The 26,746-nt window shown below is 65.2% G+C and carries 29 protein-coding genes and 1 tRNA gene; 19 read left to right on the plus strand and 11 right to left on the minus strand.

Annotated features, from left to right (window positions below; genetic code table 11):
* Window positions 1-53: 53 nt before the first annotated feature.
* The 3 genes from GGD65_RS05015 to GGD65_RS05025 are packed head-to-tail and all read right to left on the minus strand — an operon-like array spanning window position 54 to window position 2,658.
* Complete coding sequence (locus tag GGD65_RS05015) at window positions 54-860, minus strand: N-acyl homoserine lactonase family protein (RefSeq protein ID WP_183234544.1); 807 nt, start codon at window positions 858-860, stop codon at window positions 54-56.
* A 9-nt stretch (window positions 861-869) separates the two neighbouring features.
* Entirely contained in the window at window positions 870-1,259 is a 390-nt protein-coding gene (locus GGD65_RS05020; protein ID WP_008557256.1) for a carboxymuconolactone decarboxylase family protein, read from the minus strand.
* Between the two features lie 43 nt (window positions 1,260-1,302).
* Window positions 1,303-2,658: an MmgE/PrpD family protein gene (locus GGD65_RS05025; protein ID WP_183234545.1), complete on the minus strand. Its 1,356-nt coding sequence runs from the start codon at window positions 2,656-2,658 to the stop codon at window positions 1,303-1,305.
* Between the two features lie 228 nt (window positions 2,659-2,886).
* Between GGD65_RS05025 and GGD65_RS05030 the strand changes: the two genes are divergently transcribed.
* The 16 genes from GGD65_RS05030 (at window position 2,887) to GGD65_RS05105 (ending at window position 18,318) form a co-directional block, all read left to right on the plus strand.
* Complete coding sequence (locus GGD65_RS05030) at window positions 2,887-3,780, plus strand: NAD(P)-dependent oxidoreductase (protein WP_183234546.1); 894 nt, start codon at window positions 2,887-2,889, stop codon at window positions 3,778-3,780.
* Between the two features lie 29 nt (window positions 3,781-3,809).
* Window positions 3,810-5,204: an MmgE/PrpD family protein gene (locus tag GGD65_RS05035; protein ID WP_183234547.1), complete on the plus strand. Its 1,395-nt coding sequence runs from the start codon at window positions 3,810-3,812 to the stop codon at window positions 5,202-5,204.
* A gap of 79 nt (window positions 5,205-5,283) precedes the next feature.
* A complete protein-coding gene (locus GGD65_RS05040; RefSeq protein ID WP_183234548.1) occupies window positions 5,284-6,219 on the plus strand; it encodes a branched-chain amino acid ABC transporter permease in 936 nt (311 codons plus the stop codon).
* Between the two features lie 2 nt (window positions 6,220-6,221).
* Complete coding sequence (locus GGD65_RS05045; protein WP_183234549.1) at window positions 6,222-7,994, plus strand: ABC transporter permease subunit; 1,773 nt, start codon at window positions 6,222-6,224, stop codon at window positions 7,992-7,994.
* Window positions 7,981-8,688: an ABC transporter ATP-binding protein gene (locus tag GGD65_RS05050; RefSeq protein WP_018320622.1), complete on the plus strand. Its 708-nt coding sequence runs from the start codon at window positions 7,981-7,983 to the stop codon at window positions 8,686-8,688. The genes GGD65_RS05045 and GGD65_RS05050 overlap by 14 nt, the downstream gene beginning before the upstream one ends.
* A gap of 35 nt (window positions 8,689-8,723) precedes the next feature.
* The gene (locus tag GGD65_RS05055) at window positions 8,724-9,974 is read left to right on the plus strand and encodes an ABC transporter substrate-binding protein (RefSeq protein ID WP_183234550.1); all 1,251 of its coding nucleotides are present in this window, start codon (window positions 8,724-8,726) and stop codon (window positions 9,972-9,974) included.
* A gap of 35 nt (window positions 9,975-10,009) precedes the next feature.
* Window positions 10,010-11,248, plus strand: a complete 1,239-nt coding sequence (locus GGD65_RS05060) for an ABC transporter substrate-binding protein (RefSeq protein WP_183234551.1) — start codon at window positions 10,010-10,012, stop codon at window positions 11,246-11,248.
* Window positions 11,249-11,291: 43 nt separating this feature from the next.
* The gene (locus GGD65_RS05065; protein WP_183234552.1) at window positions 11,292-11,672 is read left to right on the plus strand and encodes a carboxymuconolactone decarboxylase family protein; all 381 of its coding nucleotides are present in this window, start codon (window positions 11,292-11,294) and stop codon (window positions 11,670-11,672) included.
* A 15-nt stretch (window positions 11,673-11,687) separates the two neighbouring features.
* Window positions 11,688-12,458, plus strand: coding sequence for an SDR family oxidoreductase (locus GGD65_RS05070; protein WP_183234553.1), 771 nt, complete (start codon window positions 11,688-11,690; stop codon window positions 12,456-12,458).
* Window positions 12,459-12,480: 22 nt separating this feature from the next.
* Window positions 12,481-13,221 carry an SDR family oxidoreductase gene (locus tag GGD65_RS05075; RefSeq protein WP_183234554.1) on the plus strand — a complete coding sequence of 247 codons (741 nt, stop codon included), beginning with the start codon at window positions 12,481-12,483 and terminating at the stop codon, window positions 13,219-13,221.
* Window positions 13,222-13,244: 23 nt separating this feature from the next.
* Window positions 13,245-13,961, plus strand: a complete 717-nt coding sequence (locus tag GGD65_RS05080; protein ID WP_018320628.1) for a GntR family transcriptional regulator — start codon at window positions 13,245-13,247, stop codon at window positions 13,959-13,961.
* Window positions 13,962-13,985: 24 nt separating this feature from the next.
* Complete coding sequence (locus GGD65_RS05085) at window positions 13,986-14,960, plus strand: tripartite tricarboxylate transporter substrate-binding protein (RefSeq protein ID WP_183234555.1); 975 nt, start codon at window positions 13,986-13,988, stop codon at window positions 14,958-14,960.
* A gap of 235 nt (window positions 14,961-15,195) precedes the next feature.
* On the plus strand, window positions 15,196-15,825 hold the full coding sequence (locus GGD65_RS05090) for a DUF1326 domain-containing protein (RefSeq protein ID WP_183234556.1): 630 nt from the start codon (window positions 15,196-15,198) through the stop codon (window positions 15,823-15,825).
* A 50-nt stretch (window positions 15,826-15,875) separates the two neighbouring features.
* Window positions 15,876-16,700 (plus strand): DUF2182 domain-containing protein, encoded by an 825-nt coding sequence (locus GGD65_RS05095; RefSeq protein WP_183234557.1) that lies wholly within the window; start codon window positions 15,876-15,878, stop codon window positions 16,698-16,700.
* A 227-nt stretch (window positions 16,701-16,927) separates the two neighbouring features.
* Window positions 16,928-18,142 carry a zinc metallochaperone GTPase ZigA gene (gene zigA / locus GGD65_RS05100; RefSeq protein ID WP_183234558.1) on the plus strand — a complete coding sequence of 405 codons (1,215 nt, stop codon included), beginning with the start codon at window positions 16,928-16,930 and terminating at the stop codon, window positions 18,140-18,142.
* Window positions 18,139-18,318, plus strand: a complete 180-nt coding sequence (locus GGD65_RS05105; protein WP_183235002.1) for a hypothetical protein — start codon at window positions 18,139-18,141, stop codon at window positions 18,316-18,318. The genes zigA and GGD65_RS05105 overlap by 4 nt, the downstream gene beginning before the upstream one ends.
* 16 nt (window positions 18,319-18,334) lie before the next feature.
* Here GGD65_RS05105 and GGD65_RS05110 read toward each other — a convergent pair.
* A tRNA-Leu gene (locus GGD65_RS05110) sits at window positions 18,335-18,419 on the minus strand.
* A gap of 201 nt (window positions 18,420-18,620) precedes the next feature.
* The gene (locus GGD65_RS05115; protein WP_011088012.1) at window positions 18,621-18,863 is read right to left on the minus strand and encodes a FliM/FliN family flagellar motor switch protein; all 243 of its coding nucleotides are present in this window, start codon (window positions 18,861-18,863) and stop codon (window positions 18,621-18,623) included.
* Window positions 18,864-18,958: 95 nt separating this feature from the next.
* Here GGD65_RS05115 and lipB point away from each other — a divergent pair, with 95 nt between their 5' ends.
* On the plus strand, window positions 18,959-19,696 hold the full coding sequence (lipB, locus tag GGD65_RS05120; RefSeq protein ID WP_183234559.1) for a lipoyl(octanoyl) transferase LipB: 738 nt from the start codon (window positions 18,959-18,961) through the stop codon (window positions 19,694-19,696).
* A gap of 91 nt (window positions 19,697-19,787) precedes the next feature.
* Here lipB and GGD65_RS05125 read toward each other — a convergent pair whose 3' ends face one another.
* Window positions 19,788-20,204 (minus strand): 4-oxalocrotonate tautomerase family protein, encoded by a 417-nt coding sequence (locus tag GGD65_RS05125; RefSeq protein ID WP_183234560.1) that lies wholly within the window; start codon window positions 20,202-20,204, stop codon window positions 19,788-19,790.
* A 113-nt stretch (window positions 20,205-20,317) separates the two neighbouring features.
* Here GGD65_RS05125 and GGD65_RS05130 point away from each other — a divergent pair, with 113 nt between their 5' ends.
* On the plus strand, window positions 20,318-21,172 hold the full coding sequence (locus GGD65_RS05130) for a LysR family transcriptional regulator (RefSeq protein WP_183234561.1): 855 nt from the start codon (window positions 20,318-20,320) through the stop codon (window positions 21,170-21,172).
* Between the two features lie 4 nt (window positions 21,173-21,176).
* Here GGD65_RS05130 and GGD65_RS05135 read toward each other — a convergent pair whose 3' ends face one another.
* The 3 genes from GGD65_RS05135 to GGD65_RS05145 are packed head-to-tail and all read right to left on the minus strand — an operon-like array spanning window position 21,177 to window position 23,847.
* Complete coding sequence (locus GGD65_RS05135) at window positions 21,177-22,613, minus strand: TIGR01777 family oxidoreductase (RefSeq protein ID WP_179738514.1); 1,437 nt, start codon at window positions 22,611-22,613, stop codon at window positions 21,177-21,179.
* Window positions 22,610-23,275, minus strand: coding sequence for a DUF4166 domain-containing protein (locus GGD65_RS05140; RefSeq protein WP_183234562.1), 666 nt, complete (start codon window positions 23,273-23,275; stop codon window positions 22,610-22,612). Before GGD65_RS05140 ends, GGD65_RS05135 begins: the two co-directional genes overlap by 4 nt.
* A 14-nt stretch (window positions 23,276-23,289) precedes the next feature.
* On the minus strand, window positions 23,290-23,847 hold the full coding sequence (locus tag GGD65_RS05145) for a GbsR/MarR family transcriptional regulator (RefSeq protein WP_183234563.1): 558 nt from the start codon (window positions 23,845-23,847) through the stop codon (window positions 23,290-23,292).
* 144 nt (window positions 23,848-23,991) lie between these two features.
* Between GGD65_RS05145 and GGD65_RS05150 the strand changes: the two genes are divergently transcribed.
* The gene (locus GGD65_RS05150) at window positions 23,992-25,512 is read left to right on the plus strand and encodes a PAS domain-containing sensor histidine kinase (RefSeq protein WP_183234564.1); all 1,521 of its coding nucleotides are present in this window, start codon (window positions 23,992-23,994) and stop codon (window positions 25,510-25,512) included.
* A 68-nt stretch (window positions 25,513-25,580) separates the two neighbouring features.
* On the opposite strand, the gene GGD65_RS05155 is transcribed toward GGD65_RS05150, so the two are convergent.
* Together GGD65_RS05155 and GGD65_RS05160 are read right to left on the minus strand one after the other, a co-directional pair.
* Entirely contained in the window at window positions 25,581-25,880 is a 300-nt protein-coding gene (locus GGD65_RS05155) for an acylphosphatase (protein WP_018320639.1), read from the minus strand.
* Window positions 25,877-26,743: an oxaloacetate decarboxylase gene (locus tag GGD65_RS05160; RefSeq protein WP_183234565.1), complete on the minus strand. Its 867-nt coding sequence runs from the start codon at window positions 26,741-26,743 to the stop codon at window positions 25,877-25,879. Before GGD65_RS05160 ends, GGD65_RS05155 begins: the two co-directional genes overlap by 4 nt.
* Between the last annotated feature and the right edge of the window lie 3 nt (window positions 26,744-26,746).

Raw genomic sequence — 26,746 nt, forward strand, 5'->3', positions numbered from 1 at the left:
TTGGTTCCGAACCGCCGCGGTGCAGAGGCAGACCTGGAACCCACTACGCGCGGTTACGCCGGCGTTGCGGTCGGCGCCACGTCGAGGCGAACCGCAATCCCATCCAGCTCCGGGCTTGGCGCCGGGTAGAGCTTCATGACGAGCGGATCATGACCGGGAACGATGTGGTCCGAATCAGGTGCCGCGGCGCGCAGCTTGTCGAAGCCGACAAGCATGTCGCCGACATGAAACGCCGTCGTGAACGGACGCTCGCTGGTCATGTTCTCGTAGAAATGACTGACGTCGGAGGCGAGCACGACATGGCCGCGGCGTGTGTTGACGCGGACGAATTGAAGGCCGGCGGAATGGCCGCCGGCCGCATGCACCGTCAGCCCGGGCGCAATCTCGGCATCGCCGTCGTAGAACAGCACCCGGCGTGCGTAATTCAGCCGCACGATCCCGCAGACATCCTCGACCTCGAACGAATGCGATAGCCGCGGATATTGCATATAGCGCCCGGTGGCGTAGGCGAGCTCGCGCTCCTGCAGATGAAATCGCGCGTTCGGAAACCGGTCGAAATTACCGACATGGTCGTAGTGCAGATGCGTGAGGATCACATCCCCGACGTCGGCAGGGTCGATATCGAACGCGGCAAGCGTCTCGACCGGGCAGCGCAGGAAATTCCGCCTGCGCTGCCTGGCCACTTCCGCGTTGAAGCCGGTGTCGATGACGAAGCTGCGCCCGCCTCCCCGCACCAGCCACATGAAATAGTCCATCGGCATCGGCCCGTCATGCGGGTCGCCGCCGATGAAGTGCTCGCTCCGCTGCGCATCTCGCGTTGCGTAGCGGATGGCGAAGAGCTCGTAGTCCGGGTCAGCCATGGGAGTAGCTCAGGAACCGGCCGCGTCGACCTCATTGAAGGCCTCGCGCGCATTGCGGAAGGCGTCGATGCCGGCGGGAACGCCGCAATAGACCGCGACCTGGAGCAGGATCTCCTTGATCTCCTCCTTGGTCAGCCCGTTCTTCAGGGCGCCCTTGACGTGCAGCTTCAGCTCATGCGGCCGGTTCAGCGCGCCGAGCATCGCCAGATTAACGATCGAGCGCGTGCGACGGTCGACGCCGGGCCGCGTCCACAGCGCACCCCAGCAGAATTCGGTCGACCATTCCGCCATGGTGCGCGTGAACTCGTCGGCGCCGGCAATCGACTTGTTGACGTAGTCCTCGCCGAGCACCTCCTTGCGAACCTTGAGGCCCTTTTCGAACAGTTCGGTCTTGCTCATGATCGTCCCTTTCAGGTCTTGAGAGAGTTTGGTTGGAAGTTGATTAGCGCGATGCCGGTCGCAGCGATTGCAGGAGAGTGGCGACGTCATCCACCGCGTCGAGCCGCCAGATGGCGTCGATGACACGGTCCGCATCCCAATCGCTTCGACCGGTCCGCACGCCATCGCGCAGCTTGGCCTCGATGTCGCGATCTGTGAGCGGTGCGGCGAGACTGCCACGCGGTGCGATCACGGTCTCGGTGAGGACCTCACCGGACGACAGTCGCAACGTCACGCGCGCGGCGCCATCGCCCATCTCGCCGTCCAGCTCCGCCCTCACCTTCTGCCGCAGCTGCACGATATCGGGCCGGACCACAGCCTCATGCGCGAACTCGGCGACCCCGGCCGTGCCGAGCAATAATCCGCATGCCACGCAATGATGGATGCTGACGCGCGCATCGCGCTCGTTGTTGACCGGGCGATCGCCGCGGGCAAGCAGCAGCGCCGAGCCTTGCACCGTCACCAGCTCGATCTGGTCGACCCGCCCGCCGATGCGCTCGCGCAATGAGAGGCAGGCGTCGATCACCGCGTGAAAGACGATGCCGGCGGGATAAGGCTTGTAGGTGTTCTTCGCGATCTCCCAGGTCTTGCCGAGACCATCGAGCAGGCAAGCAATATCGGGCTCGTCTCCCATGGTGCGCGCCCAGCCGAGCGGGCCTTCGATGGCGCGGGGCGCCGCTTCATAGCCCTGCTGCGCAAGCAGTGCTGCAAACAATCCGTTCCGCGCCGCGTTGCCGACGCTGACATTCTTGGCTGCACTGGGCAGGTTCTCGACATTCCCCGCCGACTGGCTCGCCGCGAGCCCGATTGCATTCGCAATCCCCTCCGCGGGCAAGCCCAGTAGTTTCGCGCAAGCCGCCGCCGCGCCAAAAATCCCACAGGTCGAGGTGATGTGCCAGCCGCGCGCGTAGTGGCGCGGCGAGACTGAATTGCCGATGCGGCATTCCACATCCACGCCGAGAATGAATGCGGTCAACACCTCCCGGCCCGACAGTTTGCGCATCTCCGAAAGCGCCAATATCGGCGCAGCAACTGGCGCGGCGGGATGAATGATCGTCTCGGGATGGGTGTCGTCGAAGTCGAGCAAATTGGCCGAGATGGCATTGAGAAATGACGCACACAACGCATCCATCGGCTGCGAGTGACCTATGACCGTCGATGTCGCGGCCCCGCTGAACGGCGATAGCGTGCGCATCGCCGAGATGACCACGGGATCGCGCGCGGAGCCGAGCGCCGTCGCGAAGAAATTGAGAATCGATCGACGCGCCTCAAGGCTCTGCGCCTCCACCTCCGCCCAGGACGAAGCAGCGACGAAATCGGCGAGCGTCTTGCTCACACTCGGAATTGGGACTTGCGGCACGCGGAGCGTCTTCCTCGTTTTCCCGAACCTTATGCCGATCCGCGGCAAACTGTCGACCCTAAATGTTATGCTTGACAGCTTGTCTGACAATCATAACAATCTGGCCCGTTGGCGCGGGATCCCCGCTGCCACGACGACGGCGGCCGAGACGGCCGGCCGGCGAACGCGTTCGACCAACGAGATGAAGAAGGCGCGCCCGTCACGGGATCGCGCGACAGGGAGTAGACGATGGCGGGAGAGATTCTCGGCGTAATCGGCACGGGCCGCATGGGCGGCCCGATGGCGGGACGATTGATGGACGCGGGTTATTCGCTCGTCGTCTATGACACACAGGCCGAGGCGACTCAGCCGCTGGTCAAGCGCGGCGCACTGCTCGCCAGTTCGCCGGCCGACGTCGCCTCACGATCCGACATCGTGCTCGCCAGCCTGCCGACGCCCGACATCGTCAAGGCCGTTGCGCTCGGCCAGGACGGCATCAGCAGCGGCAACCGTGCGAAGATCGTCATCGATCTCTCGACGTCTGGGCCCGGCGCAGCGAAGTTCGTTGCCGAAGGCCTGAAGGCCAAGGGGATGACGCTCGTCGATGCGCCCGTGAGCGGCGGCATCAAGGGCGCCGTCAACGGCACGCTCGCAGTGATGGTCTCATGCCCGCAGGCGACTTACGACACCGTGCAGCCGATCCTGAAGAACTTCGGCAAGCTGTTCTACACCGGCGACAAGCCGGGCGTGGCGCAGACCGCCAAGCTCGCCAACAATCTGATGGCAGCAGCCGCGCTCGTCATCACCTCGGAAGCCGTCGCGATGGGCGTCAAGGGCGGCGTCAACGCAAAAGTGCTGATCGACATCATCAACGCCAGCAGCGGCCGCAACAGCGCCTCCGAAGACAAATTCCCCCGCGCGGTGCTGCCCGGCACCTTCGATTTCGGCTTCGCCACCGGCCTTTCCTACAAGGACGTCCGTCTTTGCGTGGACGAGGCCGAGGCGATGGGCGTGCCGATGGTCTGCGGCGCGGTGGTGCGGCAGATGCTGGCGATCACCAATGCCAAATACGGCGCCTCATCCGACTTCACCTCGATCGCCAAGGTGCTCGAAGAGTGGGCCGGGGTCGAGATGCGCGGCTGATCGCACAAGCCAGGGGAGAACGACCGGCGATGACGACGGGCCCGTCAAGATCAGGCAAGATGCCGCTCGCGCGCCAGATGGCGCGGAGCGTGCTCGCGCGGGATCTCGGAGATTTCGGGCCGGAAATCATCGCCAAGGCAAAACTCTGCCTGCTCGACTTCCTGTCCTGCGCCTTCGAGGCGGGCCATCATCCCTGGAGCCGCCAGGCGATTGCGATCGCGCAAGCCGGCGACAGCGCAACGATCATCGGGACGTCGCAACTCTCCTCGCCGGCCGATGCAGCTTTCGCCAATGCGGTGATGGGGCACGGTCTCGTGCGCGAAGACATGCATGCGGCCAGCATCGCGCACCACGGCGTGGTGATGTGGCCGGCCCTTCTCGCGCTGTCCGAACAGGCGCCGCTGCACGGCGCCAGACTGCTGACGGCCGCCATCATCGGCTATGAGACCGGCGCAAGGATCGGCCGCGCGCTGCTGACCTCGGACCTCGCACGCCTCTATCGCCCGACCGGCCTCGTGGCCCCCTTGGGCGCCGCGCTCGCGGGAAGTTTTGCACGCGGCCTTTCCGAGGACCAGGCCACCAGCGCGATCGCGATCGCGGCCAATACCTCCAGCGGGCTCAACGAGTGGCCGCATGCCGGTGGCTCCGACATGTATTTCCATCCGGGCTTTGCAGCCAGCAATGCGATCAAGGCAATTGGCCTGGCCGCAGCCGGCGCCTTCGGCTCGGAAACCATACTGGAGGGTGAAGCCGGCCTGTTCGCCGCTTATCGCCGCCAGGCCGCGCCGGACAGCATCGCGCTCTTCCCCAATGGCGAGTGCGAGATCATGGCCGTCTACAACAAGCCGGTGCCGGCCTGCAATTTCGCGCAGACCGCCGCGCAAGCGGCGCTACGCGTTTCGCACGAACTCGCCAGCGCGGAGGAGATCGACCGGGTCGTCATTCGCGCGCCGGATGCCGCCGTTCGCTACCCCGGCTGCGACTCCATAGGTCCCTACCGCAATGCGCTTCAGGCCAAGATGAGCATTCCCTTCAGCGTCGCGGCGACGCTGGCGCGGGGCGAGATCGAGGAAGACAATTACGCCGAGCTCGACGATGCCGACGTCATCCGCCTGATCTCGGTGACCGAGCTCAAGGCTGACGCCGGCTTCACCGCCGCCTTCCCCGGCAAGCAGGGTGCGGAAGTGTCCGTGCAGCTGCGCGACGGCCGGACCATCCGGCACGCTCTGCCCGACGTCATTGCCGCGACACCTGCGGATATTCGCGCACGCTTTCGCAGCTCGGCAGCGGGAGTCCTCGGTGAGGACCGCGCGCATCGGCTCGAGCAACTCATCGACGATTGCGAGCAGCTCGGCAATGCAGGCGACATCGCCGCGCAGTGCCGCCTGAACGCAACGGAACGGGCTTTACGATCGGCATCATGAGAAGTGCCGGAGAGTACGGGGGAAACATGGTCGATCTCGAGACCAGCTTGGAATTGTCAGCGGCGCGGAGGCGGGGCTGATGGAAGGATTCCTGCAAGCGCTCGCCGCGGGGCTTTTGATCGGCGCCGTCTACGGCCTGATGTGCGTCGGGCTCGGCCTGATCTTCGGCGTCATGCGCGTCATCAACTTCGCGCATGGCGATTTCATGATGCTCGGAATGTACACCGCCTTCTATCTCTTCACGGCCGCCGGCATCCAGACACTGTTCGGCAATGCCGTAGGGCCGTTCGTCGCCATCCTGCTGGCCGGACCGGTGCTCGCACTGTTCGGCTATTTCGTGCATCGGGCGCTGATCTCGCACGTGTCGGGGACGCGCACCGCCTCGCTCGAAGGCGAAGGCCATTACGCCCAGCTCATCCTCACGCTCGGCATCGCGCTGATCCTGCAGAATGGCGGCCTCATCGTGTTCGGCTCCGTGCTGGCCTCGATCCGCACGCCGCTGTCGAGCTCGGCCTGGGAGCTCGGGCCCTTCTTCGACATGAGCATCTTCCTCAACAAGGCTCGCAGCATCGATATGATCGTCTCGCTGGCGATCATGATCCTGCTCTCGCTGCTGATCACGCGCACGCGGATCGGCAAGTCGCTCCGCGCCGCCGCGGACAATCCGACGGCTGCGACCTATATGGGCATCGACGTCGATCGCGCGCATCGCACCGCCTTCGCGCTCGGCTGCGGCATCACCGCGATCGCCGGCGGCCTGCTCGCCACCAACTACCCGTTCCACCCCTTCGTCGGTCTTGAGTACGTCATCGTCATGTATGCCGGCGTCGTGCTCGGCGGCATGGGCAGCATCATCGGCGCGTTCTGGGGCGGCATGACGATCGGCCTCGTGCAGCAGATGTCGACGCTGATCCTGCCGACGCAGTTGCAGAACGCCGCGATCTTCGCCGTCTTCCTCCTCATCATCTTCTTCCGTCCGCAGGGCTTCTTCGGGCGCATGGTCGAGAGGACGTGACCATGCTGCGGATGCGCTCCTTTCTGCCTCCCCTGCTCTTCACGCTCGCCTATGCGGTCGTGTCGCTCGGCGTCACCAACTCCTACTATCAGCTCATCCTGACGCTGGTCCCGGTGTGGGCGGTGTTCGGACTGTCGTGGAACCTGCTCAGCGGCTACACCGGCCTGATCTCGTTCGGCCATGCCGCCTTCTTCGGGATCGGCGCTTACGCGACCGCGCTCGGCCAGATCTATTTCGACATCTCGCCCTGGCTGCTGATCCCGGTCGCCGCCATGCTCGGCGGCATCGCCGGGCTCCTGATCGGTTTTCCGACCTTCCGCCTGCAGGGCCACTACTTCGCGCTGGCGATGCTCGCCTACCCGCTCGCCATTCTCTACGTGTTCGAATGGCTCGGCTTCCAGGAGGTGACGCTTCCGATCAAGCGCGAGGCGCCGATCGCCTACATGCAGTTCGCCGATCCGCACCTCTACACGCTGCTTGGGCTGGCGCTCATGCTCGCCACCATCGTTCTGACGCAGGTGATCGAGCGATCGCGCTTCGGCATGGCGCTGCTCGCGATCAAGCAGAACGAGGCCGCGGCCGAAGCGGCCGGCATCAACACGCTGGCCTGGAAGTTGCGCGCGATCACGCTCAGCGGGGCGATTGCCGCCGCCATCGGCGGGTTCTACGCGCAGGTGCTGCTGGTCGTGACCCCGGCATCGGTGTTCGGCATGCTGGTGTCCGCGCAGGCGCTGACGGTCGCGATGTTCGGCGGCGTCGGCACGGTCTGGGGCCCGGTGATCGGCTCGGTGATCCTGATCCCGCTCGCCGAGATCCTGCACGCCGAAGCCGGCGCGCGCATCCCCGGCATTCAGGGCGTCATCTTCGGCATCGCCATCGTCTGCGTCATCCTGCTCGCGCCGGAGGGGCTGTTCTGGAAGCTGCGCGACCTCCTGCGCAAGCGCACCGCATCCAAGGCGACGGTCAGTGATGCCCCGGAAGCAGCAGCTGCCAACGTGACGACCCTGAAGCCGGCTGCGCGACAGCGCGCCGCCACCGGCGAGGTCGTGCTCGAAGTGAAGAACCTCTCGCGGTCCTTCGGCGGCCTCAAGGCCGTGCAGGACGTCAGCTTCAAGCTGCACAAGAACGAGATTCTCGGCATCATCGGCCCCAACGGCGCCGGCAAGACCACGCTGTTCAACCTCCTCAACGGCTTCCTCAAGCCGAGCCAGGGCGAGGTGCTGATCGACGGCCGCAACATGTCGGGCCAGCGGCCGCACGTGATCTGCGAGGCCGGTATCGGCCGCACCTTCCAGGTGATGCGGCCGTTCCTGCGCATGTCGATCCTCGACAATGTCGTGGTCGGCGCCTATGTGCGCGCCCGCTCCGACGATGAAGCCCGCAAGCTTGCCGCCGACGCGGTCGCCCGCGTCGGACTCTCTGCGGTCGCCGACCGCGTCGCCGGCGAGCTCTCGACCAAAGAGCTGCGGCTGATGGAGCTGGCCCGCGCGATCGCCGGCCAGCCGCGCATCCTGCTGCTCGACGAGACACTCGCGGGCCTCGGCCACGGCGAGGCCGACGAGGTCGTCGCCGTGATCCAGCAGCTCGCGCGCGACGGCATGACCATCGCGATCATCGAGCACACCATGCAGGCGATGGTGCGCCTCGTCGATCGTTTCCTCGTGCTCGACCACGGCGCCGTCATCACCGAAGGCCTGCCGGAAGTCGTGACGCGCGACAACCGCGTGATCGAGGCCTATCTCGGCAAGAAATGGGTGGGCCATGCTGCGAATTGAGCGATTGAGCGCGGGCTATTCGGCCAAGCCCGTCCTGAACGACGTCTCGATCAATGTCGGCGCGGGCCAGTTCGTCGCGATCGTCGGACCCAACGGCGCCGGCAAGACCACGCTGTTCAAGACGATCTCCGGCATCGTCAAGCCGAGCGGCGGCGCGATCACGTTCGACGGCGTCGACCTGCTCGCAGTGCCGCCGCCTCAACGCGCCCATCTCGGCATCGCCCACGTCCCGGAGGGACGCCAGGTCTTCCCGTCACTGACCGTGATGGAGAATCTGGAAATGGGAGCGATGACCGAAAGCGGCCGGCGGGACTGGCAAGCCAACATCGAGCGCATCTTCGAATGGCTGCCGGTGCTGAAGGAGCGCCGCGATCAATTCGCGGGCACGATGTCCGGCGGCCAGCAGCAGATGCTCGCGATCGGCCGTGGCCTCGCCTCCTCCCCGAAGCTTCTGATGCTGGACGAGCCCTCGATGGGGCTGGCGCCTTCGACCGCGGACTTCATCTTCGAGCGGCTGATCGAGATCCGGCGCCAGTCCGGGCTGACCATGCTGCTGGTCGAGCAGCGCGTCGCGGAAGCGCTGGAATCCGCCGACCACGGCTATGTCCTCGAAGCCGGACACGTCGTGCTCGAAGGCAACAACGCCACGCTGCGCGCCGACGACCGCGTGCGGAAGGCCTATCTCGGCATGTGACGACGATAAAAAACAGGGACCAGGGAGCAAACAAAATGGACAAGACATCGAAGAGTAAAATATCGACGGGCCTCACGCGCCGCACCGTGCTCTCCGGCGCCGCGGCCGTCGGCCTCGCCGGTGTAGCGCGCGCGCAGGCGCCGGCAGAGATCAAGGTCGGACTGATCGTGCCGCTGTCGGGCATCTACACCCGCCCCGGCCAGGTGATGAAGATGGGCGCCGAGATGGGCATCGAGCACATCAACGCGCAGGGCGGCATCAAGGCGCTCGGCGGCGCCAAGCTGAAGCTGGTCGTGATCGACTGCGGCGACACCACCGAGAAGGCCAAGAACGCGGCGCAGCGCATGGTGGCGCAGGAGCCCGATCTGGTCGCCGCCACCGGCTCCTATCTGTCCTCCTTCACGTTGGCCGTCACCGAGGTGACCGAGCGCGCCGAACTGCCGGTGCTGACGCTGTCCTATTCGGACCTGCTGACTGACCGCGGCTTCAAATACATCTTCCAGACCGCCGCGACCGCGAGCCGCCAGTCCGAGCTCGGCCTGCCGACGCTGATGAAGCTCGCCGAGAACGCCTCGGGCAAGAAGCCGAAGACCGTGGCGATGTTGATGGACAACACCGCGACGTCGGTGGCCACCGCCAAGGCTCTCAAGGAGCGGCTGTTCGCGCAGGAGGGCCTCCAGCTCGTCGTCGAGGAAGTCTGGACCCCGCCGCTGTCGGATGCGACGCCGCTGATCCAGAAGGTTCGTTCGGCAAAGCCCGACCTGCTGCTGTTCATGCCAAATGCGGTGTCGGACGCCAAGCTGGGCCTCGAGAAGATCAGCGAGTTCGGCCTCGGCCAGGGCAAGATCCCGACCGTGTCCTTCAGCATCACCATCGCCGAGCCCGACATGCTGCAGAGCGTGAGCCCGGAGACGGTGCAAGGCATCATGACCATCGTCGCCAATTGGGGCTCGAAGGGCCACGAGGCGCTGATCGCCGAGCTCAAGACCAAATACAAGGAGCCCTGGATGACGCAGAACGTCATCTCGACCTATGGCGACATGTGGCTGATGAAGGAAGCCCTGGAGAAGGCCGGCAAGGCCGACCGCAACGCGGTCGCGCAGGCCTTCCGCACCATGGATGCCGGTCCGTCGAAATATTATCCGGGCGGTCAGCTCAAATTCGACGAGAAGGGCCGCAGGGTCGGCGCCGGCGTCGTCATCGTGCAATGGCAATCGGGCGTGCCTGTCACCGTTTATCCGCCCGAGCTCGCGCAGGCGCAGCCGTTCTGGCCGAAGAAATCCTGACAACGTCGCGCAATTTTTCAGGGAGGAGAATTGTCATGACTGCCAAGAGCAAGATCACGATATCGCGGCGAACGCTGCTGGCCGGCGCCTCCGGCACGCTGATCGCGTCCCGCGCCGGCTGGGCGCAGCAACCGTCTGAAGTGAAGGTCGGCCTGCTGGTGCCGATCTCGGGGCTCTATGCCCGTCCGGGAACGGTGATGCGCGAAGGCGCCGAGATGGCGATCGACCACATCAACGCGCAAGGGGGCGTCAAGGCGCTCGGCGGCGCCAAGCTGAAGCTCGTGGTGCTCGATTCCGGCGACACCACTGAGAAGGCCAAGAACGCAGCGCAGCGCATGGTGGCGCAGGAGACCGATCTGGTCGCGGCCAGCGGCGCTTATCTGTCCTCGTTCACGCTCGCGGTGACCGAGGTGACCGAGCGCGCCAACCTGCCGATGCTCACCCTCTCCTACTCCGATCTCATCACCGAGCGCGGATTCAAGTACGTGTTCCAGACCGCAGCCACCGCGGGATCGCAGGCACGGCAGGCGCTGCCCCAGATCATCAAGCTGGCGGAGACCGCCTCGGGCAAGCGGCCGAAGACGGTCGCGATCCTCACCGATAACACGGGGGCCTCGATCGCCTCCGCCAAGGCGATGCGCGACGGCCTGCTGGCGGAGAACCAGTTGCAGCTGATCGTCGACGAGACCTTCACCCCGCCGCTGGCGGATGCGACATCGCTGGTGCAGAAGATACGTTCGGCCAAGCCCGATCTGTTGTTCTTCCTGCCGACCGTGATCTCGGACGCAAAGCTGCTGCTCGAGAAGATGAACGAGTTCGGCCTCGGCCAGGGCAAGATTCCGACGATCTCCTTCGGCATCGCGATCGCCGAGCCCGACATGCTGCAGACCGTTAGCCCCGAGCTGCTCCAGGGCGTGTTGACCTGCGTTGCCAGCTGGGGCGCCAAGGGCCATGAGGCGCTGATCGCCGAGTTGAAGACCCGCTACAAGGAGCCGTGGATGACACAGAACGCGATCTCCACCTATGGCGACATGTGGGTGATCAAGGACGCGCTGGAGAAGGCCGGCAAGGCCGATCGCGTCGCCGTCGGCGAAGCGCTGCGCACCATGGATGGCGGCCCCTCGAAATATTACCCGCTGGGCGAGATCAAGTTCGACGAGAAAGGCCGCCGCGTTGGCGCGGGCATGACCATCGTGCAGTGGCAAGCCGGCATTCCAGTCACGGTGTTCCCGCCCGAACTCGCCCTGGCAAAACCGTTCTGGCCCAAGAGCTGACCTAAGAGCTGACAACGCCAAACCAAGAAACGGAGAGACCACAATGGACAAGGCGACCTACGACCGCGGCCTCGAAATCCGCAAGAGCGTGCTCGGCAACGAATTCGTCGACAAGGCGATCGCATCCGCCGATGAGTTCAACCGGCCGATGCAGGATCTGACCACGGAATATTGCTGGGGTTACGTCTGGGGCCGCGAGGGCCTCACCCGCAAGACACGCAGCTTCCTCAACCTCGCAATGCTCTGCGCGCTCAATCGCCCGCACGAGCTGAAGACCCATGTCCGTGGCGCGCTCGCCAATGGCGCGACCAAGGAGGAGATCCGTGAGGTCTTCATGCAGGTCGCGATCTATTGCGGCGTGCCGGCTGGCGTCGATGCGTTCCGGAACGCGAAGGAAGTCTTCGCCGACCTCGACAAGACATAGCGGAGCGTAGCTGCGATGAAGGGCAAATGGGCACTCGTGACCGGTGCGACCGCGGGCCTCGGCTTCGCCGTCGCGGAGGGCCTTGCCGGCGCGGGCGCCAATATTGTCCTGCACGATCTCGCTCAGCCGAAACAGGTCGCAGATGATCTGCGCGCCCGCTTCGGCGTCGAGGTCATCGCAGCCGGCGCCGATCTGTCCCGGCGCGAGGCGATCGAGCCCATGATGGCGGACCTGCTCGATCGCTGCGGCGCCATCGACATCCTCGTCAACAACGCCGTCGTGCGGCATTTCTCTGCCATCGACCAGTTTCCGCCCGAGCGCTGGGACCAGGCCCTCGCCGTCAATTTGTCGGCGCCGTTTCACCTCATCCGCCTGGCGCTGCCGGCGATGAAGCAGCGCGGCTGGGGCCGGATCATCAATATCGGCTCGATCTATTCAAGCCGCGCGGTCGAGGACCGCATCGACTACGTCACCACCAAGACAGCGATCGCAGGCATGACCCGCGCGGTGGCCATCGAGACGGCGCGCAGCGGCATCACCTGCAACACGCTCTGCCCCGGCACGCTGCCGACGCCGGCCATCCTCAACAAGATCGCGACGATGGCTTCGAGCAGCAATCGTCCGGTCGACGACGTCACCCGCGACTATCTCGGCGAGCGCCAGCCGACGCAGCGCTTCATCGAAATGGATGCGGTCGCCGCCATGGTCGTCTTCCTCTGCGGTCCGGCCGCAAACGACATCACCGGCGCCAGCCTGCCGATCGACGGCGGTTGGTCGGTTGCATGAGAACTGGAATGGGAGTGCTGCGATGACTGAACAATCGGGACAAACCGTCGTGCTGACCGGTGCCGCCGGCGGTATGGGACGGGCCATCACTAAGGCGCTGCTCGACAGCGGCCGCCGCGTCGTGCTGGTCGATCGCGACGCCAAGGCGCTGCAGGAATTCGCGGCAACGTGCGGCGACGCGGTATTTCCGATCCAACTCGACATCAGCGACGCCAAGGCTGTGGATGCCCTGCCGAACGCCATCCCCGCGCAGTTCAAGCCGGTCGAAATTCTCATCAACAATGCCGGCCACGACATCGGCGGCCGGACGCGGTTCGACGTCGGTTCTGCGGACGACTGGTCCAACATCATCCAGACCAATCTGATCGGCCTGATGCGCGTCACGCGCGCGATCCTTCCCGGCATGGTCCAGCGCAACGCCGGCCATGTCGTCAACATCAGCTCCATCAACGCGGTGCGGATCGTGCCCGACATGGCGGCGTACAGCACCAGCAAGGCGGGCGTGCACATGTTCACCGAGACCCTCCGGGGCGAGCTGGCGGAAACCGCGATCCGGGTCACCGAGCTGCAGCCCGGCCTGACCCGGACCAATATCATCCTGACCCGCTACCGCGGCGATACGCAGAAGGAAAAGGACTATTTCGACCAGTTCAGGATGGCGCTCGATCCGGCCGATATCGCCCGCTCCATTGTCTTCGCGCTCGACCAGCCCGCCCACGTTCAAATTGCCGAAATGATGATTCTGCCTGTAAACCGGTACTGAGTTTTCCCGAACAGGACCCGGACATGGAAAGACGCCGCGAATTGCAGTCGACACTCCGCATCGAGGACGTCCCGACCGTCCGGGCGATGGTGGCGCAGAAGCTGCGTGAGGCGATCATGTCGGGAACGTTGAAGCCGGGCCAGCGCCTGGTCGAGCGCGAGCTTTGCGAGATGATGGGCGTCAGCCGCCCCTCGATCCGCGAAGCGCTGCGTGCGCTCGAAGCCGACGGGCTGGTCAATACGGTTCCGCACCGCGGCCCCGTGGTGTCCACGATCAGCCTCGAAGAGGCCCGGCAGCTCTACGCGGCACGGGCGGTGCTCGAGGGCTTCGCCGGCCGCGAATGCGCCAGGCTTCACGACCCCGAGGTCGCGCGCCGGATCGGCGACGCCCTGACACGGCTGAAGGCCGCCGCCGCCAAGCAGGACCTCGTCGGCAGCCTCGAAGCCAAGACCGATTTCTACGCGGCGCTGATCGGCGGCTGCCGCAATGCCTTCATCGAGCGCATGCTCAAGCCGCTGCACGATCGCATCCAGCTGCTGCGGATCACCTCGATGTCGCAGCCGAAGCGGATCAACAAGAGCCTTCGCGAGGTCACCGCGATCTGGCGCGCGATCCAGAACGGCGATCCGGATCTCGCCGAGCGTTGCTGCGTCGACCACATCAATGCGGCCGCGGTGGCCGCGCTCGACATGATCGAAAAATCGTCGGCAGCCAAGGAGGCGGCGCCTTCCGACGACTAGAACAATGCCGCCAGGGAGTGTTCGATGAAGTTTCTCGTACGATCGCTGATCCTGCTCCTCCTGCTCTGCCCTCGCGATGCGGCGATCGCGGACGATTACCCCGCCCGCCCGGTCACGGTCATCGTGCCGTTCTCCGCCGGCGGTCCCGGCGACGTCATCGCGCGTATCCTCGGCAGCGCCATGAGCGCGACACTGAAGCAGTCCATCGTCATCGAGAATGTCGTCGGCGCCGGCGGCACGCTCGGCACCAACCGCGTCGCCAAGGCGGCCGCGGATGGCTACACGCTGCTGCTGATGCATGTCGGCCAGGCCACCGCCCCTGCCCTCTATGCCAAGCTGCCGTTCGACCCGGTCGGCGACTTCGCCCCGATCGGGCTGGTCACCGACGTCCCGATGATCCTGGTGGCGCGGCCGAACTTTCCGGCCAAGGATCTCAGCGAGCTGGTCACGCACATCCGCAATGCCGGTGACAAGGTCACTTTCGGCAACGTCGGTCTCGGCTCGGCCTCGCAGCTCTGCGGCCTGATGTTCATGAGCGCCACGGATACCAAGCTCACCCCGATCTACTACAAGGGCGGCGGACCCGCGCTGAACGACGTCATCGCCGGCCATATCGACGTCTATTGCGATCCCGCGACAGGGCCGACGCCGTACATCCAGTCGAAGACGATCAAAGGCTATGCCATCACCAGCAAGACGCGTGTCGCGACGCTGCCTGATGTGCCGACCTCGACTGAGGCCGGCGTTCCCGAGTTCAATGTCACGACCTGGTACGGCCTCTACGCACCGCGCGGCACGCCCAAGCCCGTCGTCGATCATCTCGTGGGCGCACTGCAGACGGCGCTGAAGGATCCCGCGCTGATCAGCCGCTTTGCCGAGCTCAGCATGGCGCCGGTCGAGCCCGAGCGCGCGACGCCGGAAGCCCTCGAAGCTTTCCTGAAAGCCGAGATCGGCAAATGGGGACGAATCATCAAAGCGGCCGGAATCGAACCGCAGTAGGTTCGCGCCACGTTCTGATCAAGTGCAGAAATATCCGAGATTTCAAAGGGAATATTGACTTTGGGGCACTCGAGTGGCGGCCGCGTTGAGAGTTCAGGTGCAGTTCCAGCTGATCGGTGCACTTTTCCGTAGGTCGGCCAAGCCCCATTGCGGGACTTCGTCGCGAGGCGTAATTTTCAACTCTACGTAGCTCATTCGAAAGCACCTATCGGGTTCGGCCTAGCGGGAGCGAGCAATGGCGGATGTCCCATGGCACCTTTCCGGTGACTATTTCGAGAATAGCAGTTGCAGCATCGTGTGTCCCTGTCTGGTGTCGGCGGCGCCGCCGTTGACCGCGCGACCGACCGAAGGTTTCTGCAACGTACCGCTGATCTTCCACATCGAGAGCGGCCACTACGGTGAGATCGAGCTTGATGGACTCAATGTCCTTGTGATCCTTCACGCACCTGGGGTCATGGCAGACGGCGATTGGTCGGTGGCCGCCTATATAGACCAGCGCGCCAGCGATGAGCAGACCGAGGCCCTGGCTGCGATCTTCACCGGCGGTGCCGGCGGTCCGATGGCTGCGTTCACACCGCTGATCAGCAAGAACCTGGGCGTGCGCAAGGTCCCGATCACGTTCCGGACCGACGGCAAGACGCGGTCGGCGGAAATCCCCGGCATCCTGCACATGTCCGTCGATCCCCTGCCAACCATGCATCCGAGCGGGGAGATGTGGGCGAACATCGGCCATCCGGTCAGCCCCGATGCCATGGTGATGGCCGTCGGCGCGCCCGGCAATACCTTCAGCGATCAGGGCATGCGCTGGGATAATTCCGGCAGGAACGGCCTCTATGCGCCGATCCGCTGGTCGAACCAGGCGTGATGTAAACTTCCGATACCGGCCTGCGTCAGGGCCGCCAATTTCGATCGCAAATGAAGGACAGCCCACTTGAAACCGTGCTGCGTCGCGATCGCTGGGTCGTCGGCGGCGCGATCGGCCTCATTGTCGCGCTGGCATGGAGCTATGTGCTCTGGCTCGCCAACGACATGGACATGGGCGGCATGGACATGACCGGATTCCGCATGATCCCGGCCGGGATCGGAATCATGCTGCCGACGAGCGAGCCGTGGCGAACGTTCGAGTTCGCCTACGTGCTCCTGATGTGGGCGGTGATGATGATCGGAATGATGGCCCCCTCCGCTGCGCCCATGATCCTGATGTACGCCCGCGTAGGCCGACAGGGCAAAGCACAGGGCAAGCCGTTCGCCGCGACCGGCTGGTTTGCCGCCGGTTATCTCCTCGCCTGGTGCGGCTTTTCGCTGGCAGCCACCTTTCTCCAATGGGCGGTCGAGCGGGCCACCTTGCTGGATTCCCGGATGGCGCTCGCAAGCAACCTGCTCGGCGCCATCGTGCTGGTCGCGGCGGGTGTCTATCAATGGACGCCGTTGAAGAACGTCTGTCTCGCTCAATGCCAGTCGCCGTTTCTGTTCCTGATGCGCCATGGCGGCTTTCGCAGCGACCTGCGCGGCTGCCTGCTGCTGGGACTTCGGCACGGAGGCTATTGTGTCGGTTGCTGCTGGGTCTTGATGGCGCTGTTGTTCGTAGGCGGCGTGATGAACGTGCTCTGGATCGCGGTTTTAGCGCTGCTTGTCCTCCTGGAGAAAGTTACGCCGGTCGGACGATGGATCGCGCGCGCTGCAGGGATTGCATGTGTGGCCGCGGGCGCCTGGCTGCTGGTGTTCTTGCCGCAGTCGTGAGCAACCTCTGAACGGGCCGCCGCTCGTCTTTCGAGCCGTCCGGCATTCTGCCTGCCCCGACCGCTCCGTGCAGGGCAAAGAACAATCACTTGAACGTTCGTAACTCCAGCTGAGCCGCAAAACGGCTTGACGACGACCCCAGCAGTGAATGTAATGTTATAACATTACATATCCGGTCCCGATGCCCAACCGTCACCCTATCCCCTTGAAAAGACTGTTCGATCTCCATGCGAAAACTCCCCGTCACCGTCTTGTCCGGCTTCCTCGGGGCTGGAAAGACCACTTTGCTGAACCACGTCCTGAACAACCGGCACGGCCTGAAAGTGGCGGTGATCGTCAACGACATGAGCGAGGTGAACATCGATGCGGATTTGGTCCGTGGTGGCGGTGCGAACCTGTCCAGGACTGACGAGAAGCTCGTCGAGATGACCAATGGGTGCATCTGCTGCACGCTGCGCGACGACCTCCTGAAGGAGGTGCGCGCCCTCGCCGAAAACGACCGGTTCGATTATCTGCTGATCGAATCCACCGGCATCTCCGAGCCGCTGCCGGTTGCAGCGACCTTCGACTTCCGTGCCGAGGACGGCGAAAGCCTCTCCGACGTGGCACGCCTCGACACCATGGTCACCGTGGTCGACGCGGTGAATCTGCTGAGGGATTATTCATCGACGGATTTCCTGGAGCTGCGCGGCGAAGCGCTGGCGAACGACAAGCGCACGCTGGTCGATCTCCTCGTCGAGCAGATCGAATTTGCCGACGTGATCGTGCTCAACAAGGTCGATGACGCCTCGCCGGCACAACGCGAAGCAGCGCGAAAGATCATCCGCGCGCTCAATCCGGAAGCGGAGCTGATCGAAGCCAACCACAGCCGGGTCGCCTTCGATCGCATTCTCGACACCGGCCGGTTCGACTTCGAAAAGGCGCAAGCGCATCCGCTCTGGTTCAAGGAACTCTACGGCTTTGCCGATCACGTGCCGGAGACGGAGGAATACGGCGCGAGCAGCTTCGTCTATCGCGCGCGCCGGCCGTTCGATCCCGAAAAGTTCGACAAGTTCGTGCGAGAGCCCTGGCCCGGCGTCATTCGCGCCAAGGGACATTTCTGGCTGGCAACGCGGCCGCAATGGCTGGGCGAGATCAGCCAGGCCGGCGCGATCACGCGCACGGAGGCCCTTGGATTCTGGTGGGCGAGCGTGCCTGCGGAACGCTGGCCGGACGACCCGTTCTGGCGCAAGCGGTTGCGCGCGAACTGGAACGACGTCTATGGCGATCGTCGCCAGGAAATCGTGTTCATCGGCGCGGGCATGGACGAGCGCGCGCTCCGCGCACGCCTGGATGCCTGCCTTGTGCCGGGCAAGCCGGCCATGAACGTCACGGAATGGGCGAAGCTCGCAGACCCGTTTCCGGTCTGGCGGCGCGCGAACGAAATCGTGGAAGGCGAATGAGCAACGTCGTCCGCTTCGTCTCTAAATCCGAACTCGAGCGGCAGCGCCTCATCCGCGAGGCGCGTGCGATCTACGACAGCATCTTCCCGCCGGACGTCCCCGCCGGCGGTTGCGCGCATGATCCGTCAGATCAATGGGCGGCGCACGAAGCCGCCGCCGAAATCCAGCCCAAATAATAACAAGGGATGAAGGTGGTGCGCTCGGAGGGACTCGAACCCCCACGATTTTACTCACTGCCACCTCAAGGCAGCGCGTCTACCAGTTCCGCCACGAGCGCTTTGGGGATGCCGGCTTGAGGCTTGAAGGCCGGCCGGATCAACGGCGCCGATCTAACAAATCCATCAGAGGGGTACAAGCCTGCAAAGGCCCTGAATTCCACAGCTTTGCAGGAAAGTTCCTGGCCTTCCCCCGAATCGGCCCTTACCGCAGGTCCAGTGCCCCTACCGCATGCCCGGGCCGCGACCGCGTGCACCGGGCCCTATCGGGTCCCCGGCGTGCGCGGCAGCATCTGCTTGACCTCGACCGCGATCCGGTTGCGGTCGACCAGCACGACGCCGGAGGCGACCGGCAGATTATTGGCCAAAACCTTGACCTCATCGGCCTCGGTTGCGTCCAGCTCGATGATGGCGCCGCGGGAAAGACGTAATACTTGATGGATCGGCATCGTGGTCGTCCCGAGGACGACCATGAGATCCACGGTGACTTTATCGAGAGTGGGCACTGTCAGGACCGCCGCAACCAGGGACTAAGGACCAAGGACTTAGAACAAGACCTTGGCATTTGCGCCTGCAATGATCACCACGTTATGGTTAGCCAATGGTTAATTTGCCCCAAAACCCGCGCCAAGAGCTGGATTTGACGTCGTTTTCGGCGTCCCGGGGCCAGCCCGTGGAGTGGCGAATCTCGGACGCGCCGGTGTCCTATCCGGAGGCGGTAGCCGCCATGGAAGCCCGGGTCGCGGCCATTGGCGCGGGCGAGGCCCCGGAGCTGGTCTGGCTGCTCGAACACCCCCCGCTCTACACCTCCGGCACCTCGGGCAAGGACAGCGACCTGCGCGATCCCCGATTCCCGATCTTCGCCACCGGGCGCGGCGGGCAGCTCACCTATCACGGGCCGGGCCAGCGGGTTGCCTATGTCATGCTCGACCTCAAGCGCCGTCGGCCGGACGTCCGGGCCTATGTCGCGAGCCTGGAGGAGCTGATTCTGCGCACGCTCGCCGCCTTCAATGTCCGCGGCGAGCGGCGCGAGGACCGGGTCGGCGTCTGGGTCAGGCGGCCCGACAAGGGCGAAGGTTACGAGGACAAGATCGCGGCGATCGGCGTACGGCTGAAGCGCTGGGTCTCGTTCCACGGCATCGCCATCAATGTCGAGCCGGACCTGTCGCATTTCGCCGGCATCGTACCGTGCGGCGTGGTCGATCCCCGCTACGGCGTCACCTCTCTGGTCGATCTCGGCCAGCTCGTGACCATGGCCGACGTCGACATCGCGCTTCGGCAGGCGTTCGAGGAGCTGTTCGGACCAACCAAAGCGTTGGTGCCGGAAGCGGCCGCCTAGCATTGCTTCCTGAACAATTCCGAAGTTCAGTTCCGGGCAGCAAGCTGACGATCGGGCCGCGGGTGAAATGGCTCACCCGCGGCCTGTGGCCTCACGCTGTCTTCAGCTCGAGCTTGCCGGCGATGTAGCGGCGCTCCTGGGTGAGGCCGCCGAAACCGTAGGCATCGCCCTTGACCTCGTCGACATGCGCATAGGTCTCAGGATGCAGCGGGCCCAAAATCTCGGCCATGCGCTTGAACATGGCGGCGAGATAGGCCGCCTTTTCGTCCTTGGTGTTGGTGCCTTCGGTGACGTGGATATCGAGCCAGTAGCTGGCGAGCTTCTGCTCGGCGAGCGACTTGCCGCCGGCGAACCAGTCGCTGGCCTCGACCGACTTCACGATGATGGCAGTCACCTTGGGATCCTTGTGCAGGATCTTTGCGGTGAGCTCGGACACTGCGTTGGCGATCTCGGCCCTCAGCGAGGGCGACTGGCGGGACGAGGTGTAGGACACGGTGATCAGCGGCATGGTGGCTCTCCTCAAGATGCAGCGCGGGATTTGCGCGGCGTTGGTGAGAAGCTAGACCTTCCCTCGTCATTTTGATATCTTATCTCTATTGATACCAGTGATAATGACCCATAATGACAGCCACCCTCGACATCGCCACGATCAAGGCCTTCCTGCTGGTCGCCGACCTCCAGAGCTTCACCCGCGCCGCGGAGGCGCTAGGCACGACCCAGGCGGCGGTCAGTCTCAAACTGCAGCGGCTGGAAACATTGCTGGCAAAACGCCTCGTCGAGCGCTCGCCGCGCGCGGTCCGGCTCACGGCCGAAGGCGCCAGATTCCTCGATCGCGCCCGCGCGCTGATGGCGGCGCATGACCGCGCGCTGTCCGGCGAGGCCCCGGCCGCACAGTCGCTCTCGCTCGGCATCTCCGATCACGCGGCAGGCCCCGAACTGGTGCCGCTGCTGGAACGTCTGCACGCGATGTCGTCAAATCTCACCCTCGCCGTCACCATCGGCTTCTCGCGCGAGATGCAGGATGCCTATGACGCCGGCGAACTGGATGCTGTGATCGTGCGCCAGGAAGGCAGCCGCCGCGGCGGCGAGAAGCTGACGGAGGACGGGTTCGGCTGGTTCGCCGCACGACGCTTCACCCTGCCGAAGGGCGAAGCGCTGCCGCTTGCGACCCTCGCCCCGCCCTGCGGCGTCCGCGCCGTCGCCGTGCGCGCGCTCGACAAGGCCGGCCTCGCCTGGCGCGAGCGCTTCGTCGGCGGCGGCGTCACCGCGGTGGTCGCGGCGGCGATTGCCGGGCTTGCGATCGCGCCGCTCGCGCGGCGGATCGCACCTCCCGGGCTGGTCGACATCGGGCCCGCGCACAAACTGCCCAAACTCGGCAGCTCGAAGGTGATGCTGCATTCGAAGGTCAGCGATCCCGCCAAGCTCGCGGCGCTACGCGCGGTGGCGGCGACGTTCCGGAGTGCGGCGGCGACCTGATGCCTCACAGGATCGCCTCGAACGCGCTACGCAGCGTCTCGTGCCGGAACACAAAGCCCCGGCTCAGCGCCTTGTTCGGCAGCACGCGCTGACCGCCAAGCAGCAGCTCGTCGGCGAAGCCGCCGCCGATCCGGCGCAACAAGCCGCCGGGAATGCGGAAGATCGCGGGCCGATGCAGGCGGCGGCCGAGCTCCTCGGTGAACTTTGCGTTGGTGACGGGGATCGGCGCGGTGGCGTTGACGGGGCCCGACAGATCGGGCGTTGCCATCACATAGGCGATCAGCCGGATCAGATCGTCGCGCTCGATCCAGGACATCCACTGCCGCCCGGTGCCGATGGGACCACCGAGGCCGAACTCGAACGGCGTCAGCATGCGCGTGACGAAGCCGCCTTCGGTGCCGAGCACGAGGCCGATGCGCAAGCAGACGACGCGGACACCAAGCTCCTCCGCCGGCCGCGCCGCCTTCTCCCACGCCGCGCAGAGCTCGTGGCTGAAACAGGCGTGCGACTTGGCGGACTCCGTCAGTACCTGGTCGGCCCACAATCCGTACCAGCCGATCGCGGAGCCGCTGACCAGCACCTCGGGCTTGCGATCGAGCCGTGCGATCAGTTTGACGACCTCACCGGTCATGTCGATGCGTGAGCCAAGAATCTTCGCGCGCTTCGCCTCGGTCCACAGACCGTTGCCGATCGGCTCGCCGGCGAGATTGACGATGGCATCGATCGGCGTGTCCGAAGCGAGCTGATCGAGGCTGGTGATCAGCGTGACCGGCGGCGGCAGCATCTCGGCCTTGGCGGGGTTCCGGATCAGCGCGATGACGTGATGCCCTGCGGCGCTGAGGCTCGCCGCGAGGCGACTGCCGATGAAGCCGGTGGCGCCCGTGATCAGCACGGTCTTGCGGCCCGGCAGCTTCTCGACGAGTCCCTCGGCGGGAACGCTGCGCATGCGGCCGAGTCGGCGCATTGCGGCAAAATCCCTGAGGCCGCAGAGCGCGGCACCAACCGCGCAGGCGGTCGCGGCGATGCTGAGCAGACCCTGATAGACGACGATCACGCCAAAGGGCTGCATTGCCCAGTCGATCAGCACGGGCAGCAGCAGCACCAGAATAGCGCCGTAATTGATCGCGAGCAGCGTGTGGTTGATGCGCTCGCTCGGCGGCAGTTTCCGGCTCAGATCCTCCTCGACGAAATCCATCAGCGTGATGACGATCTCGGCGACCAGGATCGCGACGACCAGCATTGCGAGCACGCCATAGACCTCGAGCCAGCCGAGCAGCAGGAATAAGAGCGCATAGAGCATGTTGCGGATGCCATGCAGCTTGAGTTCGAAGCGCTGCGACACCCGCCAGGCCAGGCGCTCGGTGAATTCGTGGTGATAGAAGGTGTCGAACACGCCCATCACGATCTGGATGGCGATGAGCGTCCACAACAGCGGCGTCATGATACGGCCTCCCTGAAGGTGGCGGACTGGTGGATCAGCGCGCCGTAACGTGGATGAATGACATCGAGGGTGAAGCGGAATGCGCCCTCGCCGAGATCGCGGTGCGTCACCGTGAGAGCGCCCGGCGTGAGCCAGCGCGGCAAGGGGATCCACAGGCGTCCGAGCTGGAGCCCATAACCGGCGCTGCGGAAGGTCAGCGTCTGGTCCTCGACCGCGGTGCGGAGCGCCATCGAGACGCCGAAGCCGACATATTCCTCGAGCCCGGTCGGACCGGCAAAACGCTTGGCGGAATGGATCACGTGCGGAAAGCCGCGCTTGCGCGCGCAGATGCGGGTCCAGGTCTGGCCGCCCGTTGCCGCATCCTCGGTGACCGTGACGATCATCGGCACACCGGTGTCGCGGCCGGTCGGCAGCGGGCCACCAATCAGGCGCGCAGCTTGGGCGAACCACCAGCCTATCTCGCTGAAGGAGACCTCGTCGACCACGCCGACATAGACGACGCTCTCGCCGTCCGCGACGCGTTTGGAGAAACGCCGCCAGGTCGCGAGCGGCAGGCGGCCCCAATCCTCGTCCGACAGCAGCGCGCGGAAGCGGCGGTCGTCGAGCAGTTTGGTGTGAGCGGAGGGAGATGCGTTGGAGCCTGATAATCGAGCCGACGTCATCGCACCCTCCTCGGCTATTTGGCCTTGCCCAGCGGCAGCAGGCTGACGATCTTCTCGCCAAGCCGCATCAAGGCGACCAGCCGCGGCCGCGGCACCTTCAGCATCTGCATGAACCAGTGGTCGGCGAGCTCGGTGAAGGCGAGCATCTCCTTCAGCCGCTTGGCTGCGACCGGATTGATGGTGGGATCGCCGGCGGCATCGGACACGCAGGCCCTGAGCGCCGCGATCGCCGGATCGAGCTCCCGCTCCTTGCGCCGCGCCGCAATTCTGGCGGCGACCTCCCAGATGTCGGTCTCGGCTTCGTAATGGTCTCGGCGGTCACCGAGGATCGGCACCCGCCGGATCAGGTTCCAGGCGAGCAGCTCCCTGAGCGAGTTGGAGACGTTCGAGCGGGCCATGCCAAGCGTGTCGGCGATGTCCTCGGCGGTCATCGGCGCCTCGGCGAGATAGAGCAGCCCGTGAATCTGGCTGACCGAGCGATTGACGCCCCACTCGTCCCCCATGTCGCCCCAATGCAGGATGAAGCGCTCGACGGCGGCTGGGAGTTTCTTCTTTCCGGTTATTTCTGTCATTACAGAAATATCTGACGATAACGTCCCCTTGTCAAGCGGGCTTCGTCCCGTATACGGGTGCGGGATATCTGCCTAAAAATGTCCCAACTTCAGGGAACCATCCGCTTTCTGTGGCGTTTGCTCCCGTCGAGGCAGGGTCCCGGAATGATCGGAAAGTTCAGTCAACAGCGAGACTTGTTCGAGAGCGAGCGCAGTTTCCGGCTGTTGGTTGAGGGAGTTGCGGACTACGCGCTCTACATGCTCGATCCCAGGGGGATCATCACCAGCTGGAATATCGGCGGCGAGCGCATCAAGGGCTATTCGCCCGGGGAGATCCTCGGCCAGCATTTCTCCCGCTTCTACACCGAGACCGACCGTGCCAACGGCAAGCCGGCCCGCGCGCTCGGCATCGCGCGGGAAAAGGGCCGCTATGAGGAGGAAGGCTGGCGCGTCCGCAAGGACGGCACCTTCTTCTGGGCAAGCGTCGTGATCGACCCGATCTACGAGGACGGCGAGCTGGTCGGCTTCGCCAAGATCACACGCGACATCACAGAACGACGCAATACGCAGCTCAAGCTCGAGGCGATGCAGAGGCAGCTCGCCGAGTCCCAGAAGTTCGATGCGCTGGGACAGCTCACCGGCGGGGTCGCCCACGACTTCAACAACCTCCTGATGATCATCAGCGGCAGCCTGCACATGCTGAAGCGGGGTCCCGACGACGCGGCCAAGGTTCAGCGCGCGATCTCGGCGATCGAGACCGCCACCAAGCGCGGCGCGGCGCTGACCAACCAGCTCCTCACCTTCGCGCGGCGGCAGAGCGTCAATCCGCAGGCGATCGATTTCGCCGAACGCATCGCGGAGATCCGCGAGGTGCTCGATGCCGGCGTCGGCAGTTCCGTACGCCTGGCCTTCGACATCGGCCACGATGTCTGGCCGGTCAAGACCGACGCCTCCGAGCTCGAGACCGCGATGCTCAACCTCGTCATCAATGCCCGCGACGCGATGCCCGACGGCGGCACGGTGACGATCGGCGCGCACAATGTCGTGCTGGACGAGGTGCCCCTCGCCGGCGACTTCGTCGCAATCGACGTCACCGATACCGGGCTCGGCATTCCCTCCGACGTTCTCGACAAGATCTTCGAGCCGTTCTTCACCACCAAGCCGATCGGAAAGGGCACCGGCCTCGGCCTGTCCCAGGTGCACGGCTTCGCCCATCAGGCCGGCGGCACGGTGAAGGTCGCAAGCGAGCTCGGCAAGGGCACGACGTTCACCATCCTGTTGCCGCGCGGAGAAGACACGCCGTCGCGAGAGATGGCTGGGGGACCATCCTTCCAAGGCAGCGGCACGGTGCTGCTGGTCGAGGACAATCCCGACGTTGCGCTGGTCAGCATCGGTCTTCTGGAGCAGCTGGGCTACCATGTCCGCCGGGTCGCCGACGCCGAAGCCGCCTTGCGCGAGATCGAGAAAAACGGCGTCGACTTCGTGTTCTCGGACATCGTCATGCCCGGCAAGATGGACGGGCTCAGCCTCGCCCATCGCCTCCGTCAGATCCGCCCTGGCCTGCCGATCCTGCTCGCCACCGGCTACAGCGACGTCGCCGCCGGCGTGCGCGGCGATTTCCCGATCCTTCGCAAGCCCTACGAAATCCACGAGCTGAGCGAAGCAATCGCCAAGCTGCCAAGGTGAGGCTTCGTCTTCACCTCTCCCCGTAAGAACGGGGCGAGGGAGCGCATCATCTGCGCGGCGAGACCGCCCTACACTGTCGGCAACACCGAGAACGCTTCCCCTGCCCTGCGCAGGTTCAGCTCATCCGCGCTGGCCGTCTCACTCGTCACGCTGTCGACGCGCGAGGACGGCGGGCCATGGCGGCATAGCGCGACCATGTCGGCGACGTGCTTTGGCGCGCCCGCGAAGAGCGCTTCGACGCAGCCGTCGCGGCGGTTGCGGACCCAACCTTCGAGGCCGCTCGCAGTCGCCTGGTACTCGACCCAGGCCCGGTAGCCGACGCCCTGGACGCGGCCGCGGATCATCACCTGAAGGATCGCCCGGCTCATTTTTTCAGCCCGAGAAAGTCGGCGCTGCGCGCCTTGGCGTCGGCCTCGCGCATGACGCGGTTGGTCAGGTCCGATGATGCCAGACCTCTCAGCGCCTTCGGCGCCGCGCCCTCGCGCAGCGCTTTCTGCGTTTCATACACGGCTTGCGTCGCAGCGGCGATCGGCGCGTGGCCCTGAAGCGCGATCCGCACGCGCTGGCTAGCGAGATAGTCGGGCGCGCTCAGCTCCTCCGGCGCACCACCGAGCACGATCGGCAGGCGCGTGGCGGCCGCGACGGCCTCGAGCTCCGCGCGCGACTTGATGCCGGTAAAGAACAGCGCATCGACCCCGGTCGCCTCATACGCCTGCGCGCGGCGGATCGCGTCCTCGATCGAGGTGATCGAGGCAGCTCCCGTGCGGCCCATGATGACCAGCGAGGCATCGCTGCGGCCATCGAGCGCGGCCTTCATCTTGCCGACGCCTTCCTCGAGCGAGATCAGCTGCGTCCTCGCCTCACCGAAGGCGGCCGGCAGCAGCGTGTCCTCGATGGTAAGGCCGGCGGCGCCGGCCGCCTCCAGCTCCTGCACCGTGCGACGAACATTGAGCGCATTGCCGTAGCCGTGATCGGCATCGACCAGCACCGGCAGCACTGCGGCGCGCGACATCCGCCGCATCTGCTCGGCAAGCTCGGTGAGCGTGATCAGCGTGACGTCGGGGTCGCCGAGCACGGCGAGCGATGCGACCGAGCCGCCGAACATGCCGAGCGGAAAGCCGAGGTCTTCGGCGATGCGGATCGAGATCGCGTCATAGACCGAGCCCGGATGGATGCAGGCCGAGCCCGACAGGATGAGGCGCAGTTTCTCGCGGCGGGAACGAAAGGCCATGGT

Source organism: Bradyrhizobium sp. CIR18 (genome assembly GCF_014198295.1).
In the GTDB taxonomy this organism is placed as follows: domain Bacteria; phylum Pseudomonadota; class Alphaproteobacteria; order Rhizobiales; family Xanthobacteraceae; genus Bradyrhizobium.